Annotated in this window: 12 protein-coding genes; 4 read left to right on the top strand and 8 right to left on the bottom strand. The window is 67.8% G+C overall.

Translation table 11 applies throughout. The annotated features are described in order from the left end of the window. Window positions 1-34 precede the first annotated feature (34 nt). From upp to DU478_RS17140, 5 genes are all read right to left on the bottom strand, one after another. Window positions 35-667 (bottom strand): uracil phosphoribosyltransferase, encoded by a 633-nt coding sequence (gene upp / locus DU478_RS17165; RefSeq protein WP_114512193.1) that lies wholly within the window; start codon window positions 665-667, stop codon window positions 35-37. Beyond that, window positions 664-1,698: an adenosine deaminase gene (locus DU478_RS17160; RefSeq protein WP_114512192.1), complete on the bottom strand. Its 1,035-nt coding sequence runs from the start codon at window positions 1,696-1,698 to the stop codon at window positions 664-666. Before DU478_RS17160 ends, upp begins: the two co-directional genes overlap by 4 nt. After that, on the bottom strand, window positions 1,695-2,900 hold the full coding sequence (locus tag DU478_RS17155) for a phosphopentomutase (RefSeq protein WP_114512191.1): 1,206 nt from the start codon (window positions 2,898-2,900) through the stop codon (window positions 1,695-1,697). The genes DU478_RS17160 and DU478_RS17155 overlap by 4 nt, the downstream gene beginning before the upstream one ends. A gap of 372 nt (window positions 2,901-3,272) precedes the next feature. Next, a complete protein-coding gene (locus DU478_RS17145) occupies window positions 3,273-4,580 on the bottom strand; it encodes a thymidine phosphorylase (RefSeq protein ID WP_199488365.1) in 1,308 nt (435 codons plus the stop codon). Further along, window positions 4,580-4,972: a cytidine deaminase gene (locus DU478_RS17140; RefSeq protein ID WP_114512295.1), complete on the bottom strand. Its 393-nt coding sequence runs from the start codon at window positions 4,970-4,972 to the stop codon at window positions 4,580-4,582. The genes DU478_RS17145 and DU478_RS17140 overlap by 1 nt, the downstream gene beginning before the upstream one ends. Window positions 4,973-5,233: 261 nt before the next feature. Here DU478_RS17140 and DU478_RS17135 point away from each other — a divergent pair, with 261 nt between their 5' ends. The 3 genes from DU478_RS17135 to DU478_RS17125 all read left to right on the top strand — a co-directional run bounded on the left by DU478_RS17135 (window position 5,234) and on the right by DU478_RS17125 (window position 10,550). Then, window positions 5,234-7,513 (top strand): NADP-dependent malic enzyme, encoded by a 2,280-nt coding sequence (locus DU478_RS17135; protein WP_114512189.1) that lies wholly within the window; start codon window positions 5,234-5,236, stop codon window positions 7,511-7,513. A 463-nt stretch (window positions 7,514-7,976) separates the two neighbouring features. Next, window positions 7,977-9,869, top strand: coding sequence for a propionyl-CoA synthetase (locus tag DU478_RS17130; protein WP_114512294.1), 1,893 nt, complete (start codon window positions 7,977-7,979; stop codon window positions 9,867-9,869). Between the two features lie 123 nt (window positions 9,870-9,992). After that, complete coding sequence (locus tag DU478_RS17125; protein WP_114512188.1) at window positions 9,993-10,550, top strand: CIA30 family protein; 558 nt, start codon at window positions 9,993-9,995, stop codon at window positions 10,548-10,550. 2 nt (window positions 10,551-10,552) lie between these two features. Here DU478_RS17125 and DU478_RS17120 read toward each other — a convergent pair whose 3' ends face one another. Beyond that, window positions 10,553-11,266, bottom strand: a complete 714-nt coding sequence (locus tag DU478_RS17120; RefSeq protein WP_114512187.1) for a DUF4396 domain-containing protein — start codon at window positions 11,264-11,266, stop codon at window positions 10,553-10,555. Between the two features lie 121 nt (window positions 11,267-11,387). Here DU478_RS17120 and DU478_RS17115 point away from each other — a divergent pair, with 121 nt between their 5' ends. After that, window positions 11,388-12,551 carry an alpha-hydroxy acid oxidase gene (locus tag DU478_RS17115; protein ID WP_114512186.1) on the top strand — a complete coding sequence of 388 codons (1,164 nt, stop codon included), beginning with the start codon at window positions 11,388-11,390 and terminating at the stop codon, window positions 12,549-12,551. Window positions 12,552-12,794: 243 nt separating this feature from the next. On the opposite strand, the gene DU478_RS17110 is transcribed toward DU478_RS17115, so the two are convergent. Further along, window positions 12,795-14,471 (bottom strand): thiamine pyrophosphate-dependent enzyme, encoded by a 1,677-nt coding sequence (locus DU478_RS17110; RefSeq protein ID WP_114512185.1) that lies wholly within the window; start codon window positions 14,469-14,471, stop codon window positions 12,795-12,797. A 179-nt stretch (window positions 14,472-14,650) separates the two neighbouring features. Next, on the bottom strand, window positions 14,651-16,693 hold the full coding sequence (locus DU478_RS17105; RefSeq protein WP_114512184.1) for a TonB-dependent receptor domain-containing protein: 2,043 nt from the start codon (window positions 16,691-16,693) through the stop codon (window positions 14,651-14,653). Window positions 16,694-16,752: the final 59 nt, after the last annotated feature.

Here is a 16,752-nt window from a genome sequence, read left to right as displayed (position 1 = left end):
TGATCGCAGGGGGCAAGTAAAGCGTTGAAAACCCTTATTTAGTGCCGAACATCCGGTCGCCCGCATCCCCTAGCCCCGGCACGATGTAGCCCTTCTCGTTGAGCCGCTCATCGAGCGCCGCAGTGACGATGGGCACGTCGGGATGCGCCTCCTTCATCCGCGCCACACCTTCCGGGGCCGCCAAAAGGCATAGAAACCGGATGTTTGTGGCCCCGGCCTTTTTCAACAGGTCGATGGCCGCCGCCGAGGAATTGCCGGTGGCCAGCATCGGGTCGACGGCGATCACCAGCCGGTCCTCGAGGCTTTCGGGCACCTTGAAATAGTACTGCACCGGCTTCAGCGTCTCCTCGTCGCGGTAGAGCCCGACAAAACCGACCCGGGCCGAGGGAATCAGTTCCAGCACCCCGTCGAGCAGCCCGTTGCCCGCCCGCAGGATCGAGATCAGCGCCAGCTTCTTGCCGTCGAGGACCGGCGCGTCCATCGCCTGCATCGGCGTCTCGATCGGCCGGGTGGTCATTGGCAGGTTGCGGGTGATCTCGTAGGCCAGCAGTTGGCTGATCTCGCGCAGAAGCTGGCGGAACACCGCGGTCGAGGTCGCAGCCTCGCGCATCAGCGTCAGCTTGTGCTGCACCAGCGGATGATCGACGATGGTCAGGTGATCGGTCATGGTCTCTCCAGAAGTTTGAGCAGGCGCGCGCGGGTGGCGTCGTCGCAAAAGGCCGCGCGGGCCGCGTCTTGCGCGATCTGCACGAAGTCCTCTTCGCGCCAGTCGAAAGTGCGCGCAAGATTGCGGTATTCGTCGCGCATGGTGGTGTGAAAGAACGGCGGATCGTCGGTCGACACGGTCACGGTCACGCCGCGGTCGCGCAGCGCCCGGATCGGGTGGTCCGAAAGCTTCGGGTAGACCCCCAGCGACACGTTCGACCCCGGACAGACCTCGAGCACGATGCCGTCCTCGGCCAGCCGGTCGACCAGGCCGAGGTCCTCGATGGCGCGCACGCCGTGGCCGATCCGTTCGACCCGCAGGTCGTCCAGCGCCGCCCGCACCTCTTTCGGGCCGCGCCATTCGCCCGCATGGGTGGTCAGCCGCAGCCCCGCCTCGCGCGCCATGTCGAAGCTGTAGGCGAAATCGCCCTGCTGTCCGCGGGTCTCGTCCCCGCCCATGCCGAAGCCCACCAGCCAGTCGTCCGCGGTCTCGGCCGCGCAGCGCGCCGCGGCCTTCGCCTTGTCCGGCCCGAAATGGCGCACACAGGTGACGATGCCGCGCAGGGTCACGCCCATCCGCGCCTCGGCCGCATCCGCTGCCTCGCGGATCGCCTGCAGGTATTCGCGCCAGGCGCCCAGGTCGCCGCCGCCGCAGAAATCCGGGCTGAGGAAGGTTTCGGCATAGATCACGCCGTTCTCGGCGCATTGCTCCAGAACCGCGGTGGTCAGGCGGGCGTAATCCTCGGGGCCGCGCAGCACGGTCGTCGCGGCCTCGTAGACCTCGAGAAACCGCGCGAAATCGCGAAAGTCGTAGCTTCCGTCGGCGCGGAACACGCCCGACAGGTTCACCGATTTCTCCTTTGCCAGACCGCGGATGAAAGCCGGCGGTGCCGCGCCCTCGATATGCAGGTGCAGCTCGACCTTGGGCAGGCGCAGGATGCCGTCCAGTTCCTCTTCGCTCAGCGGCGCTCGCTCCGTATCTCGGTCCCTCATAGAAAGCTCTTTCCAATTCCCTGCGCGGGCACGCCCAGATGCGCCGCGATGCTGGCCGCCACGTCGGCAAAGGCCACCTGCCCCAACTCCCCGGTACCGCGCCCGGCGATCAGCACGGGCACCCGTTCGCGGGTGTGATCGGTGCCGGCCCAGGTCGGATCGTTGCCGTGATCGGCCGTCAGGCACAAGAGATCGCCGTCCTGCAACCTTGGCAAGAGCGCCCCGATCCGCGCATCGGACCATTCGAGCGCCCGCGCATAGCCCGCGACGTCCCGGCGATGACCGTAAAGACTGTCGAACTCGACGAAATTGGCGAAGGTCAGGCTACCCTCCGGCGCCCCTGCGACCTGCGCGTCGAGGTGATCCATCAGCTGCGCATCACTGCCCTTCAGCACCTGATCGATGCCCTGCATGGAAAAGATGTCGCCGATCTTGCCGATCGCGGTGACCTGTCGGCCCGCATCCTGAACCCAGTTGGTCAGTACCGGCGCGGGCGGGGCGATGGCATAGTCGCGCCGGTTCCCCGTGCGCCGGAAATCGCCCTCCGTGCCGACGAAGGGCCGCGCGATCACCCGCCCCACCTTCATCTCGTGCAGCCTCGGCGCCAGCTTCGCACAAAGGTCCTGCAGCCGATCCAGCCCGAACGCCTCTTCATGCGCGGCGATCTGGAAGACGCTGTCGGCCGAGGTGTAGCAGATCGGTTTGCCGCTGCGCAGGTGCTCGGCGCCGAACCGCTCGATCATAACCGTCCCCGACCCGTGGCAATTGCCGAGGATGTCGTCGACCCCGGCGATGTCGCAGACCGCCCGGGTCACATCCTCCGGAAAAGCCGGCCTGCGGTCGGGAAAGTAATGCCAGTCCCAGGGCACCGGCAGCCCGGCCAGTTCCCAATGCCCCGAGGGCGTGTCCTTGCCGCGCGAGGCTTCCGTCGCAGCGCCCCAGAGCCCCTCGGGCCGCGCCTCCAGCCCCGGCGCCTCCGTACCCGAAGCCAGCCGAACCGCGGCCCCCAGTCCCAGCCGGTCGAGATGCGGCAGGCGCAATGGCCCGCTGCGCCCCTCTTCGGCCAACCCCTCCGCGCAGGCCCGGGCGATATGCGCGACCGTATTGGCCCCGGTATCGGGCAGATCGCCGTTGAAGAAGGCCTGCGCATCCGGCGCGCCGCCGATCCCCACCGAATCCATCACCACCAGAAACGCCCGCATCTCAGACCTCCAACGCCCCGGAACCGGGCCGTTCCATTTGCGGCCAGCGGCCGATCCCCCGCGCGCCCGGCCCGCGCGACAAGGCCAAGGCGATCGGCGCCGCGGTCGCGGCGCGCGCTTCGATCCCAGCCCAGACAACGGGCAGAAAGCGGCTGCAAGCGGCATCCGCATCCGGCGCGCCGCAGATCCGCGCCAAAGCCTTCACCCCCCGAAACGCCCGCATGTCAGATCCCAAACGCCCTTGTCTTCTTCGGTTTTCAATAACCCTCGGAGAGCACGAGAGGCAGCGCCTCTCGTCGCCGCGGCACGCGGCGTGCGTCCCGTCCAGTCGGCACACGGCTCCCCCGCATCCCGTCGCAGATACCCGAGACATCACCCGGACACCACTCGGTCCCGCACCAGCGGCCCGACGCGCGGAGACTCGCCGAGCCGCACCGCCGCGCGCACCGCCGCCGCCGCCGCATCGGCCTCGTGCTCGCGCGCCGCGTGGATGCGCGCCAGCGGCTGGCCGCGGCGGACGGATGTGCCCAGCCGCACCAGGTCCGACAGGCCCACCGCCGGGTTCACGCGGTCGCTTTCCACCTGCCGCCCGCCGCCCAGCCGCACCACGGCAAGGCCCAGCGCCTCGCCGTCGATGGCAGCGACGGTGCCGTCCCGCTCCGCCGCGACCTCGCGGATCACCGGCGCCTCGGGCAGGAAGCGGCGCCAGTCCTCGACAAAGGCTCGCGGGCCGCCCTGCCCCGCGACCATGCGCCCGAAGCGCTCCGCCGCCGCCCCCGACGCCAGCGCTTCGGCGATGCGCGCCGCCCCGGCCTCGGCGCTTTCGGCCTCTCCGGCGCTCGCCAGAAGCGCCCCGCCAAGGGCCGCGCTCAACTCCGTCAGCCGGGCCGAGCCGCCGCCCGCCAGCACCGCCATCGCCGCATCGACCTCGAGCGCGTTGCCCAGCGCCGGGGCCAGCGGCTGGTCCATGTCGGTGATCAGCGCCGTCGTCGGGCAGCCCGCCGCCTGAGCCGTTCCGACCAGCGCCCGCGCCAGCGCCCGGGCGTCCTCCTCGGTCTTCATGAAGGCGCCGGCGCCCACCTTGACGTCGAGCACCAGCCCGTCCAGCCCGGCGGCGAGCTTCTTGGACAGGATCGACGCGGTGATGAGGTCCAGACTCTCGACAGTCCCGGTCACGTCGCGCACCGCGTAGAGCCGCCGGTCGGCGGGCGCGATCCGCGGCGAGGCGGCGACGATGGCGCAGCCCGCCTCGGCCACCACGGCGCGAAACCGCGCGGTGTCGAGATCGCAGGCAAAGCCCGGGATCGACTCGAGCTTGTCGAGCGTGCCGCCGGTATGGCCCAGCCCGCGCCCCGATATCATCGGAACGTAGACCCCGCAGGCGGCCAGCGCCGGGGCCAGAACCAGGCTCACGCAGTCGCCGACGCCGCCGGTGGAATGCTTGTCGAGCACCGGCGCGCCCAAGTCCCAACGCAGCACCTCGCCCGAGTCGCGCATCGCCTGCGTGAGCGCCACCCGGCCCGCGTCGCCGAGGCCGCGCAGGCAGACCGCCATGGCGAAAGCCCCCGCCTGCGCATCGCTCACCGCGCCATCGGCGAGGCCTCGCGCGAACCAGCGCAGTGCCGACGCATCGGGCACGTCGCCGCGACGCAAACCTGCGATGATGGCGCGGGCGTCCATCAGGCGGTGTCCATGTGGCCCTTGCCGAAAGCGCCGGGCAGCAGCTCGGCCACGGTCATGCGCAGGGTCGCCCCGTCGGTGGTGGCCAGCGTCACCGGCACGTCGCCGCGGGCGAATTCCGCCAGCTTCTGCCGACAGCCGCCGCAGGGCGGCACCGGCGCGGGGCTGGCTGCGATGACCGCGACCTCCGCGATCTCGGTCTCGCCCGCCGCCACCATCGCGGCGATGGCGCCCGCCTCGGCGCAGGTGCCCTCGGGATAGGCGACATTCTCTACATTGCAGCCGCGGTAGACCGCGCCGGAGGCGCTGCGGATCGCGGCGCCGACCTTGAAGTTCGAATAGGGCGCATGGGCATTTTCGCGCACTTGGCGGGCCTCGTCGATCAGCGGCATCGGGTCTCTCCGGTTTTGCTCCAGACTGGGTGCAGGCGGGGGCGGATGCAAGCGGGGCGTTGCGGCAGGTGCCGCGCGGGTCGATGGGGCGGAATGCGAGGGGCGCTGCCCCTCGCGCTCCCCGGAGGTTTATTGGCAAGATGAAGCGGGATCAGGGACGCGCGAGGAACACGGCGCTGCGCACCCGCGGCGGCTCAACGGCCTTCCCCTGCGACACGCAACGTGATTAAAACGGCGGCAAAACCAGAACCGAGGGATCCCATGGCCGACACGCCCGACAAGACGCTGCGCGACGCGGCGCTCGAGTATCACCGCTTTCCGAAACCCGGCAAGCTGGAGATTCGCGCCACCAAGCCGCTGGCCAACGGCCGCGACCTCGCGCGCGCCTATTCGCCCGGCGTGGCCGAAGCCTGTCTGGAGATCAAGGCCGATCCCGACACCGCCCGCGACTACACCGCGCGCGGCAACCTTGTCGCCGTGGTCAGCAACGGCACCGCGGTGCTGGGGCTCGGCAACATCGGCGCGCTGGCCTCGAAGCCGGTGATGGAAGGCAAGGCGGTGCTCTTCAAGAAATTCGCCGGCATCGACTGCTTCGACATCGAGGTGAACGAAAGCGATCCCGAGAAACTGGCCGAGATCGTCTGCGCGCTGGAGCCGACCTTCGGCGCGATCAACCTCGAGGACATCAAGGCGCCCGACTGCTTCATCGTCGAAAAGCTCTGCCGCGAGCGGATGAACATCCCGGTGTTCCACGACGATCAGCACGGCACCGCCATCGTCGTGGGGGCCGCGGCCACCAACGCGCTGCGCATCGCCGGCAAGTCCTTCGAGGAGATCAAGATCGTCTCCACCGGCGGCGGGGCGGCGGGCATCGCCTGCCTCAACATGCTGGTCAAGCTGGGCGTGAAGCGCGAGAACATCTGGCTCTGCGACATTCACGGCCTGGTCTACGAGGGCCGGACCGAGGACATGAACGACCAGAAGGCGGCCTTTGCCCAGCCGACCGACCTGCGGACGCTGGACGAGGCGATCGACGGCGCCGATCTGTTTTTGGGGCTTTCCGGTCCCAACGTGCTGAAACCCGAGATGGTCAAGAAGATGGCGGCGCGCCCGATCATCTTTGCCCTCGCCAACCCCAACCCCGAGATCACGCCGGAGCTGGCCCGCGCCGCCAGCCCGGATGCCCTGATCGCCACCGGGCGCAGCGATTTTCCCAACCAGGTCAACAACGTCCTGTGCTTTCCCTTCATCTTCCGCGGGGCGCTGGACGTCGGCGCGACAGAGATCAACGACGAGATGGAGATCGCCTGCGTCGAGGGCATCGCTGCCATGGCCCGCGCCACCACCAGCGCCGAGACGGCCGCCGTCTACAAGGGCGAGCAGCTGACCTTCGGGCCGGAATACCTGATCCCCAAACCCTTCGACCCGCGCCTGTCGAGCGTCGTGAGTTCCGCCGTGGCCAAGGCCGCGATGGAGACCGGCGTGGCCACCCGCCCGATTGCCGACATGAACGCCTACAAGGCGCATCTGAACGCGTCGGTGTTCAAATCCGCCCTGCTCATGCGCCCGGTCTTCGAAGCGGCTGCCACCGCCTCGCGCCGCATCGTCTTTGCGGAAGGAGAGGACGAACGCGTGCTGCGCGCCGCCCAGGCGATCCTGCAGGAAACCACCGAACAACCGATCCTGATCGGCCGTCCCGAGGTGATCGAGCAGCGCTGCGAGCGCATGGGGTTGGAAATCCGGCCCGACCGCGACTTCACCATCGTGAACCCCGAGAACGATCCGCGCTACCGCGATTACTGGGAAAGCTATCACCACCTGATGTGCCGCCGTGGCGTCACCCCGGACCTGGCCCGGGCGATCATGCGCACCAACACCACCGCCATCGCCGCGGTCATGGTGCACCGCAACGAGGCCGACACGATGATCTGCGGCACCTTCGGGGAGTTTCGCTGGCACCTCAACTACATCAACCAGGTGCTGTCGGCGGACGCGCTGCACCCGGTCGGCGCGCTGTCGATGATGATCCTCGAGGACGGGCCGCTGTTCATCGCGGACACCCATGTGCATGTCTACCCCACGCCCGAGCAGTTGGCCGAGACCGCGGTCGCCGCCGCGCGACACGTGCGCCGCTTCGGCCTAGTGCCCAACATCGCCATGTGTTCGCAGTCGCAGTTCGGCAACCAGGGCGACGGCTCCGGCAACCGGATGCGCGCGGCGCTGGCGCTGCTGGACGCCGAGGCACGCGACTTCTGCTACGAAGGCGAAATGAACGTGGACGCCGCGCTCGACCCCGCGCTGCGCGAACGCCTGCTGCCCGACAACCGCATGAAGGGCGCAGCCAACGTGCTGGTCTTCGGCCATGCGGATGCGGCCAGCGGCGTGCGCAACATCCTCAAGATGAAGGGCGGCGGACTCGAGGTCGGGCCGATCCTGATGGGCATGGGCAACCGCGCCCACATCGTGACGCCGTCGATCACCGCCCGCGGACTGCTCAATATGGCGGCCATCGCCGGCACGCCGGTGTCGCATTACGGCTGATCAAAGGTGACGTAGGGGAAATTTTCATCGTGACTCGCGGGTGACCTCGCGTTAAGGTTGAGTCATTGTTCCAAGCAAGGGTTTTACTCAACTCCGCATGGCCCATTTTGCCATATTCCCCACCGGTCAAGCCTGACGTCCCCAAACCCGCGTGCGCGTTTGGCCGGTGGAAAAAGCTGACCGGGGCGGCGTGTGTCCGTCCCCTCGCGACCGCTCCGGCAGCCTCTTTCCGCGGACGAAACCAGCCGAATCGCCTCTTTGCGGTTGACAGTTTGCAGCTTTGCAAAACCTGCCCTGCACCCAAGACTTCCCCATATTTCGCGCCGGTTTGCAAAGATTTGCAGGACAGAGATGTGCCTCATCGCAAATATTCCCGCCGCTTCCGTCGCTAACAGGCGGCAAGCCCCTTGCCGCTGCGGAAGTGCCTTCGTATCGCTGAGTGCAGTGGATGGAGGAGACGATCATGGGCTATTCCGAGGTATATCAAAGCTGGCAGAACGATCCCGAGGGCTACTGGATGCAGCTGGCCGAGGCGATCGACTGGGACCAGAAGCCGTCAAGGGCGCTGTTCGAGACCGGCGAGCACCTGTACGAGTGGTTCTCGGACGGGCGGCTCAACGGTTGCTGGAACGCCGTCGACCGGCACGTGGCGGCGGGCCGCGGCGACCAGGTGGCGATCATCCACGACAGCCCTATCACCGGCACCCAGTCCAGGATCACCTATGCCGAGTTGCAGACCCGCGTGGCGCGGCTGGCCGGAGCCTTGCGCGCGCGCGGCGTCGAAAAGGGCGACCGCGTGATCATCTACATGCCCATGGTGCCCGAAGCGCTCGAGGCGATGCTGGCCTGCGCCCGGCTGGGGGCGGTGCATTCGGTGGTGTTCGGCGGCTTTGCCGCGCATGAACTTGCGGTGCGGATCGACGACGCCAAGCCGCGCGCCATCCTCGCCGCCTCCTGCGGGATCGAACCGGGCCGCATCGTGGCCTACAAGCCCCTGGTCGACGGTGCCATCGAGCAGGCCGCGCACAAGCCCGAGTTCACCGTCTTCCTGCAGCGCGACCAGGCCCCCTGCGAGCTGGAAGACGGCTACGACCTCGACTGGCATGCCTTCCAGGAAGGCGCGGAACCGGCCGACTGCGTGCCGGTCGAGGGCAACCATCCCGCCTATATCCTCTACACCTCCGGCACCACCGGTGCGCCCAAGGGCGTCGTGCGCCCCACCGCCGGGCATCTGGTGGCGCTCCACTGGTCGATGAAGAACATCTACAACGTCGATCCCGGAGAGGTCTTCTGGGCGGCGTCGGACGTGGGCTGGGTCGTGGGCCACAGCTACATCTGCTATGCGCCGCTGGTGCATGGCAACACCACCATCGTGTTCGAGGGCAAGCCGGTCGGCACCCCCGACGCCGGCACCTTCTGGCGGGTGATCGCGGAACATGACGTGAAGAGCTTCTTCACCGCGCCCACCGCCTTCCGCGCGGTGAAGCGCGAGGACCCGAAGGGCGAATTCCTCAAGAAATACGATCTCAGCGGGTTGCGTGCGATCTACCTTGCCGGGGAACGCGCCGATCCCGACACCATCGAATGGACGCAGAACCTGACCGGCAAACCGGTTTACGACCACTGGTGGCAGACCGAAACCGGCTGGACCATCGCCGGCAACCCGGTGGGGATCGAACCGCTGCCGGTGAAGATCGGCTCGCCCACCGTGCCGATGCCGGGGTATGACATTCACATCCTCGACGAGGCGGGCCGCGAGGTCGCGGACGGAGAGCTCGGTGCCATCGCCATCAAGCTGCCGCTGCCGCCGGGGACCCTGCCGACGCTCTGGAACGCCGAGGACCGGTTCCGCAAGAGCTATCTGTCGCATTTCCCCGGATATTACGAGACTGGCGACGCGGGCATGAAGGACGCCGACGGCTATGTCTGGATCATGGCGCGCACCGACGACGTCATCAACGTGGCCGGGCACCGGCTGTCCACGGGCGGCATGGAAGAGGTGCTGGCCGGCCACCCGGACGTGGCCGAATGCGCGGTGATCGGGGTGGCGGACGAGCTCAAGGGCCAATTGCCCATGGGGTTCGTCTGCCTGACCAAGGGCGTGAACCGGCCGCATGACGAGATCACGGCGGAATGCGTGAAACGGGTGCGCGACCAGATCGGGCCGGTCGCGGCCTTCAAGCTGTGCGCCGTGGTGGACCGGTTGCCCAAGACGCGGTCGGGCAAGATCCTGCGGCGGACGATGATCCAGATCGCCGACGGGGCCGAGGTCAAGGTACCGGCCACCATCGACGATCCGGCGATCATCGACGAGATTCGCGAGTCGCTGAAAGAGCTGGGCTATCCCAAGGGCTGAGACGTCGCCGAGGGGCGCGTTTTCCTCGAGGAAAACGGCCCGAAATTCTCGAGAATTTCGGCGGCGGCCCCGGGCATCGCACAACGGGTCGAAACCTGCCCCGCGGATGCTAGGTCACAGGCCATGATTGATCGATTCACCCGCCGCGGCGCCTTGGCACTTCTGATCGCCCTGCCCGCGGCCTTGCAGGCGCGCGACATGACCATCGACGATTTCACCGGCGACGCCGCCGCGCGCTGGCGTTTCTTCACCGACCAGGTGATGGGCGGCGTGTCGACCGGCACCTTGACCTTCGGCACGCTCGACGGCGAAGCGGCGATGCAGATCACAGGCGACGTCTCGACCGAGAATCGCGGCGGCTTCGTGCAGGCGCGGCACGATCTTCCGGGTGGCTTGCCAAGCGACACCTCCGCCCTGCGCATCCGCGCCCTGGGCAACGGGCAGCGGTATTTCCTGCACCTCCGCACCAGCGGCATGATGCTGCCGGGGCAATACTGGCAGGCGGGCTTTGACGCTGGGCCAGACTGGTCCGAAGTCACCCTCCCGTTATCGGCGTTCAAGCCTTCGGGAAACCTGGTGCGCCGTCCGCCCAGCGGCGACACCATCCGAAGCGTGGCGCTGGTGGCCTACGGCCGCGACCACCAGGCCGAGGTCGCCCTGTCCCGGATCGACGCACTCTGAGGTCAGGACCGCGCGGCGTGGCCCTTGTGCCCGCCGTGGTCATGCCCCTCGCCGTGATCGGTCATGCGCGGATCCATCATGCCTTCCTTGACGCCCCAGCGGATCAGCAGGACGTTGACCGGATAGGCCACGATCAGCCCCGCGCTCAGCGATACGATCAGCGACGACCAGAAAGCCGCCTCCCCCATGCCGGCGCCCTGCGCGAGCCAGAGCGACACGCCGATGGCGGTGACCTCCATGACGGTGATGCTTGGCGTTTCCGCCAGGAACGCATCCCAGAGCGCCGTGCGCAGCGGCGTGCCCCCCTGCACCAGCGGCCCCACGGTCAGCGCGAAACCGGCGATATAGGCGAAGGCAAAGGTGACAAGAGCGACGTAATGCGACGCCAGCGACAGGATGCCGGCGGCGAGGATCACGCCCGCGATCTCGCCCATGCCGCAGCCGGAGTAGCAATGCGCCACTGACCGGAAGGACCGCCGCCAGAGCGTGTCGGCGGCGATCTCCTTGCGGCCGGTGGCCCGGTAGATCAGCAGACCGAGCGGGCCGGAGTAGAGCACCGTGAGCGTCCAGACCAACTTCATCAGCGGCATCAGGTGCGCGTTCTTTGTCGCAAGGTCGCGGATCGTCCAGACCAGGCAGGGGATCATCAGCACCGCCCAGCCGATCAGGAACGCCGGGCTGTCGATGGTGTCGTGTAGCGATTGAAGCAAGGACATAAAGAGGCAACGATATCGCGGACCCCCGGTTCCGGCCCGCGGCAATGGCGCGCTTTGACGGATCGGACGGTTTGGGTCATTAGTAGGCGGTGTCCGCACGCTCTACGAAAAGGTCCGCCCCATGCCGGTGATCACCAATATCGACGACCTGAAACGCCTGCACCGCCGCCGCGCGCCGAAGATGTTCTTCGACTACGCCGAAAGTGGCTCCTGGACCGAACAGACCTTCCGCGAGAACACGTCGGATTTCGACAAGATCCGCCTGCGCCAGCGCATCGCCACGGACATGACCAACCGCAGCACGCGCAGCACCATGATCGGCGAAGAGGTCGCCATGCCGGTGGCGCTTGCGCCCGTGGGCATGACCGGCATGCAGAATGCCGACGGCGAGATCAAGGCGGCCAGGGCGGCAGAGAAATTCGGCGTGCCCTTCACGCTCTCCACGATGTCGATCTGCTCCATCGAGGACGTGCGCGGCGCCACCAAGGCGCCGTTCTGGTTCCAGCTTTACGTCATGCGCGACGAGGAGTTCGTCGACAACATCATCGCCCGGGCCAAGAACGCGGGCTGCTCCGCGCTGGTTCTGACGGTCGACCTGCAGATCCTCGGCCAGCGGCACAAGGACCTCAAGAACGGGCTGTCGGCCCCGCCCAAGCTGACCCCGCGCACAATCGCCAACCTTGCGACCAAGTGGGCCTGGGGGCTGGAAATGCTGGGTACCCACCGCCGCACCTTCCGCAACATCGTCGGGCACGCCAAATCCGTAGGCGACATGAGTTCGCTCAGCTCCTGGACGGCCGAGCAGTTCGACCCGGCGCTGAACTGGGACACGGTGGCACGGCTCAAGGAAAAGTGGGGCGGCAAGCTGATCCTCAAGGGCATTCTGGATGTGGAGGATGCGCGGCAAGCGGTGAACGTCGGCTGCGACGCCATCGTGGTGTCGAACCACGGCGGGCGGCAGCTTGACGGCGCGCTGTCGTCGATCCGCATGCTGCCGTCGATCGTGCGCGCCGTGGGCGACGAGGTCGAGGTGCATTTCGACAGCGGCATCCGGTCCGGGCAGGACGTGCTCAAGGCGCTGGCGCTGGGGGCCAGGGGCGTGATGATCGGGCGGTCCTACATCTACGGGCTGGGCGCGATGGGCCAGGCGGGCGTCACCAAGGCGCTCGAGATCATTCACAAGGAACTCGATACGACCATGGCGCTCTGCGGCCGGCGGGACGTCACCACGCTCGACCGCGATGTGCTGCTGGTGCCCGAGGATTTCGAGGGCCGCTGGGCCTGAGGCGCGTATCCCGCGCATTCGGCAGGTGCCTGACCGGAGCGGTCGGGCTTTGCCACCCTTACCCCGAGGCCGTGGCACCGGCGCAGGCATTGACCACCCGTTTGCCCAGCTCCGCAGGCGGCCGAGGCACAGGCAGCACGGTGCCTGCTCCGTCCGATCTTTTCGGCTGTCAGCGAGACCCTTCGAGCGCCTCTGCGATGCGCTTGCGTTCCGATGTGACCGATGGCCCGGCTTACTGCCCCGTCACGCCTGGTGCCGCGCCTTCATCGCCGCCTCGCGCATTTGCGTGAGCGTCACCTTCGGGGTCAGCGATTCTGGCGACACCACCAGGTCGAGCACCGCGCCGGTGGGCGAGCCACAGGCCCGGGCAAAGGCCGCCGGGAAATCCGCCGTGCTCTCCACCCGCTCGGCGTGAAACCCGTAGGCCCGGGCGAGCGCCGCGAAATCGGGGTTGCCGGCCATCGCGGTGCCGCTGACACGCGCCGGGTAGTGCCGTTCCTGGTGCGCGCGGATGGTGCCGTAGATGCCGTTGTTGACGATCAGGACCACCGGCTTCGCCCCGACCTGCGCGGCGGTGGCCAGTTCCTGCCCGTTCATCTGGAAATCGCCGTCCCCGGCGAGGCAGATCACCTGCCGGTCGGGTTCGGCGATGCAGGCGGCCACCGCCGCCGGCACGCCATAGCCCATGGCCCCTGATTGCGGCGCCAGCAGCCGTGCCTTCGCCCCGAACTTGAAGAACCGGTTCGACCAGACCGCGAAATTCCCCGCGCCGTTGGTCAGGATCGCGTCCTCGGGCAGCACCTCCTGCAGATGCGCGATGACCTGCCCCATGTCCACCGGGCCGGGCTGCGGGCCGAGCTTTTGCCCCGCCTCCCAGTCCGCCCGCGCCGCCGCGCGCCAATCGGCCCAGGGTCCGCTGACCGGCTGGTCGGCCATGGCCTGGACAAAGGCGCTGGGGCCGCAGTGGATGCCGATCTCGGGCTGGTAGATCTTGCCCAACTCGGCGTCCGACCCGTGCACATGGATCAACCGCTGCCGCGGCCTCGGCACGTTTAGCAGCGTCCAGGCGGCGGTGGAATTCTCGCCGAAACGGTTGTTGAGCCCAAGGATCACGTCCGCCTCGCGGATCAGTTTCTGCACCGCGGGCGTCATGCCCACCCCGGCATCGCCGCAGAAGCAGGGCGAGAAATTGTCGAACTGGTCCTGGTAGCGGAAAACCGCGACCACGGGTATGTCCGACGCCTCGGCAAAGCGCTGCAGCGCCGTGCGGCCCGCATCGGTCCAGTTGCAGCCACCGTAAAGGATCAGGGGGCGTTTCGCCTCGGCCAGGATGTCGCGGGCGCGCTCCAGCGCCGCCGCCGAGGGGGCGGGTTCGGGATAGTCCGCCGGACCGGTCAGCGCGGGGACGTCCGTGGCCGCGCTCAGCATGTCCTCGGGCAAGGCGATGACCACCGGGCCGGGCCGGCCCGTCAGCGCCGTCTTCCACGCCCGCGCCAGGATCTCGGGCAGTCGGGCGGCCTCGTCGACCTCGACCGCCCATTTCGCCATGGTGCCGAAGACCGCCTTGTAGTCGACCTCCTGAAACGCCTCGCGGCCGCGCATCTGCGTGCCGATCTGCCCCACCAGAAGGATCATCGGGCTGCTGTCCTGCATCGCCGTATGCACGCCGATGGACGCATTGGTGGCCCCCGGCCCCCGCGTCACCATGCAGATGCCAGGCTGCCCGGTGAGCTTACCCCAGGCGGCGGCCATGAAGGCGGCACCGCCCTCGTGCCGGCAGTTGACGAAATCGAGCCGACCGCCGGTGTCGTGCAGCGCGTCGAGCACCGCCAGATAGCTTTCCCCCGGCACGCCGAAGGCCTGCCGCGCGCCCAGCGCCACAAGGCATTCGACCAAGAGTTGTCCGCCATGTCGTGTCATGCGAAATGTCCCGTTCCGTCTCTTCAACGCGACTCCGGCCATCGCGGGCGGCGCCGTGCGGCGCACCAAGCACGATCCCCGGCGCGGTGCAAGCAGGCCGGAGAATAGAAGCCGACCGCGCGCTGCGCTGGCGACCGCCTGTCAAAGGTCGGCCGGGACCGCGGCCCCGGCCGCCGGTCTCAGAAGGTTTTCGTCAGCGAGACCTTGAAGGTCCGCCCCGGCGCTTTCCGGGTAGCGGATGACAGGTGCCCCACGTAATCGGCGTCCAGCACGTTTTCGACGCCGAAGCGCATCTCGCTGCCTTCGAGCCAGCCTTGCGTGTCGGGCTTCCAGGTCGCACGCAGGTTGTGCATCGTGCTGTCGGGCAGATCGTCGCCAAGCGCGTCACGCCGATCGACCGCGTGGACCATTTCCCAGCTCAAATCGAGCCGGTCGCCGAATTTCCGGCCCAGGGTCAGCTGCGCCCGATCCGCCGGGCTGTTGCGCCAGGTCGTGTCGCTGCCGTCGGGGTTGTATTCCGTCGCCTCGCCCAGATGCCCGGCGACATCCAGATAAAGCCCGTTCGCCATCCCGTAGGACGCTTCGAGTTCGAAGCCCCTCGACTCCACGCGCTCGAGATCCTGCGTCGTCGAGCCCGGCACGGTGTAGCTGGTGATGTCCCAGAGTTTCGTCTGGTACAGGTTGCCGCGGATCGAGAACGTATCGCCATCGGCGAAGACATCGACGCCGGTGTATTCGGCGCCCAGTTCCAGCGTGCGGGATTTCTCGGACATGTCGAGGCGCCGGACCGAATTGGCCCCGGTGCCCAGATCGTCGATGATCGGCAGGCCCTCGGTATAGGCCGCCGAGCCGAAGACCGACAGGCCGTTGCCGAAATCATAGGCCAGCGCCAATCCGCCCATCAGCGCGTCGTCCTCGTAGCTGTCGGGCACGCCGGCCAAGGATTCCGAGCTTTCCAGCCGGGATGTTTCGTAGCGCAGCGCCGGCGTGACCGTGACTTGTCCAAGGGTCATTTCATCGACGACGAACATCGCAAAGCGGTCGTTCGTTCCGCCCGGCGCACCGGCCGCGGTATTGTCGGCACGGACGCGCCGCTGCGCCTCCACCCCGGCCAGCATGTCGTGCCCCACCGCGCCGGTGTCGAACAGGGAGCGGTTGGTCAGCGTCAGCTTGGTGGTCTCGTAGCGCTGATCGGCGTTCACCGTGCTCAGCAGGAACGGAAAGGTCGGCGTGCCTTCAAGGCTCGACGAGCCGGGGATGTAGTCATATTCGATCAGCTGGTCGGCGTAAGAGAGATTTGCGCGCAGATCGATCAGGTCGCTGGCCGGGTTGAACCGGTATTCCAGAACGGTCTGCGCCGTCTCGGTCAGACGGTCGACATTGCCGAACGACCCGCCGGTCGTGTCGAACTGGTCATAGGGCACGTCCTTGTCGTCTGCCACGGTGCTGGAATGGCTGAAGGTCAGCGAATGGGCATCGTCCTGTCCGAAGATGAACCGGCCCTTGGCCAGGTAGGACGGCGTGCGGAAGGCGCTGTTGCCGATGGTCGACCCGTCGCCCGCTGTCAGGTTGTCCTGGTCCCGCAAGGAGTAGTTGAGCAGGAATTCGGCGCCTTCGGCAGGCATCCAGGCAAGGTTCGTGGAACTGACCCAGCCGTCGCCGTTCGAACTGTATTCGAAGGTCTGGGACCCGCCGAAGCCGGGCAGGCCACCGGTGAAATCCGACGCGTCCTTGGTCTCCAGCTTCACCACGCCGCCGACGATGCCCGAGCCATAGGCAAAGCTGCCGATGGTGCCGCGCAGCACCTCGACCTCGCGGTAGAGCAGCGGGTCGGTGAAGAGTTGCGTTCCGATGCGGTACAACTCTTCCGAGCCGACAGAGGCGCCGTCGATCTGCACCGCGATCTTCTGGTCCGTGCCGAAGGTCGTGTTGGCGCCGAAGCCGCGGATGTTGATGCCCGAGCCCTGCGGCGTCGTGCCGTTCACCAGCGTAACGCCGGGCACCGAGTCGATAAGCTGTGCCACGGTGCTGGCCTGCCGGTCCTGGATCTCCTCTTCGCCGACCACGGTGCGCGACAGCGCCGTGCCGAAGCTGAGGTCGCGTTTGCCGCCGGTCAGAACCAGCGTGCCGAGGAACCCGGGATCGGTGTCCTGTGCCGCGGCCGGCAAAGCCAGCGACAGGCAGACGAGCGCGGTCGTGCCGCGCAGGGTGGAGGTAAGCATGTGCGCCATCCTTGATGCATGTCTTGCCGTAGCTCGCGAAGGCTGGCGCGGCGGATTTC

Source organism: Thalassococcus profundi, assembly GCF_003344785.1.
Classification (GTDB): domain Bacteria; phylum Pseudomonadota; class Alphaproteobacteria; order Rhodobacterales; family Rhodobacteraceae; genus Puniceibacterium; species Puniceibacterium profundi.
Note: the sequence above shows the minus strand (reverse complement) of the source record. Positions and strands in the feature narration are given on the sequence as shown.

Coding starts and splice junctions, on each gene's coding strand:
- upp (WP_114512193.1), bottom strand. CDS start 667: ATGACCGATCACCTGACCATCGTCGATCATCCGCTGGTGCAGCACAAG.
- DU478_RS17160 (WP_114512192.1), bottom strand. CDS start 1,698: ATGAGGGACCGAGATACGGAGCGAGCGCCGCTGAGCGAAGAGGAACTG.
- DU478_RS17155 (WP_114512191.1), bottom strand. CDS start 2,900: ATGCGGGCGTTTCTGGTGGTGATGGATTCGGTGGGGATCGGCGGCGCG.
- DU478_RS17145 (WP_199488365.1), bottom strand. CDS start 4,580: ATGGACGCCCGCGCCATCATCGCAGGTTTGCGTCGCGGCGACGTGCCC.
- DU478_RS17140 (WP_114512295.1), bottom strand. CDS start 4,972: ATGCCGCTGATCGACGAGGCCCGCCAAGTGCGCGAAAATGCCCATGCG.
- DU478_RS17135 (WP_114512189.1), top strand. CDS start 5,234: ATGGCCGACACGCCCGACAAGACGCTGCGCGACGCGGCGCTCGAGTAT.
- DU478_RS17130 (WP_114512294.1), top strand. CDS start 7,977: ATGGGCTATTCCGAGGTATATCAAAGCTGGCAGAACGATCCCGAGGGC.
- DU478_RS17125 (WP_114512188.1), top strand. CDS start 9,993: ATGATTGATCGATTCACCCGCCGCGGCGCCTTGGCACTTCTGATCGCC.
- DU478_RS17120 (WP_114512187.1), bottom strand. CDS start 11,266: ATGTCCTTGCTTCAATCGCTACACGACACCATCGACAGCCCGGCGTTC.
- DU478_RS17115 (WP_114512186.1), top strand. CDS start 11,388: ATGCCGGTGATCACCAATATCGACGACCTGAAACGCCTGCACCGCCGC.
- DU478_RS17110 (WP_114512185.1), bottom strand. CDS start 14,471: ATGACACGACATGGCGGACAACTCTTGGTCGAATGCCTTGTGGCGCTG.
- DU478_RS17105 (WP_114512184.1), bottom strand. CDS start 16,693: ATGCTTACCTCCACCCTGCGCGGCACGACCGCGCTCGTCTGCCTGTCG.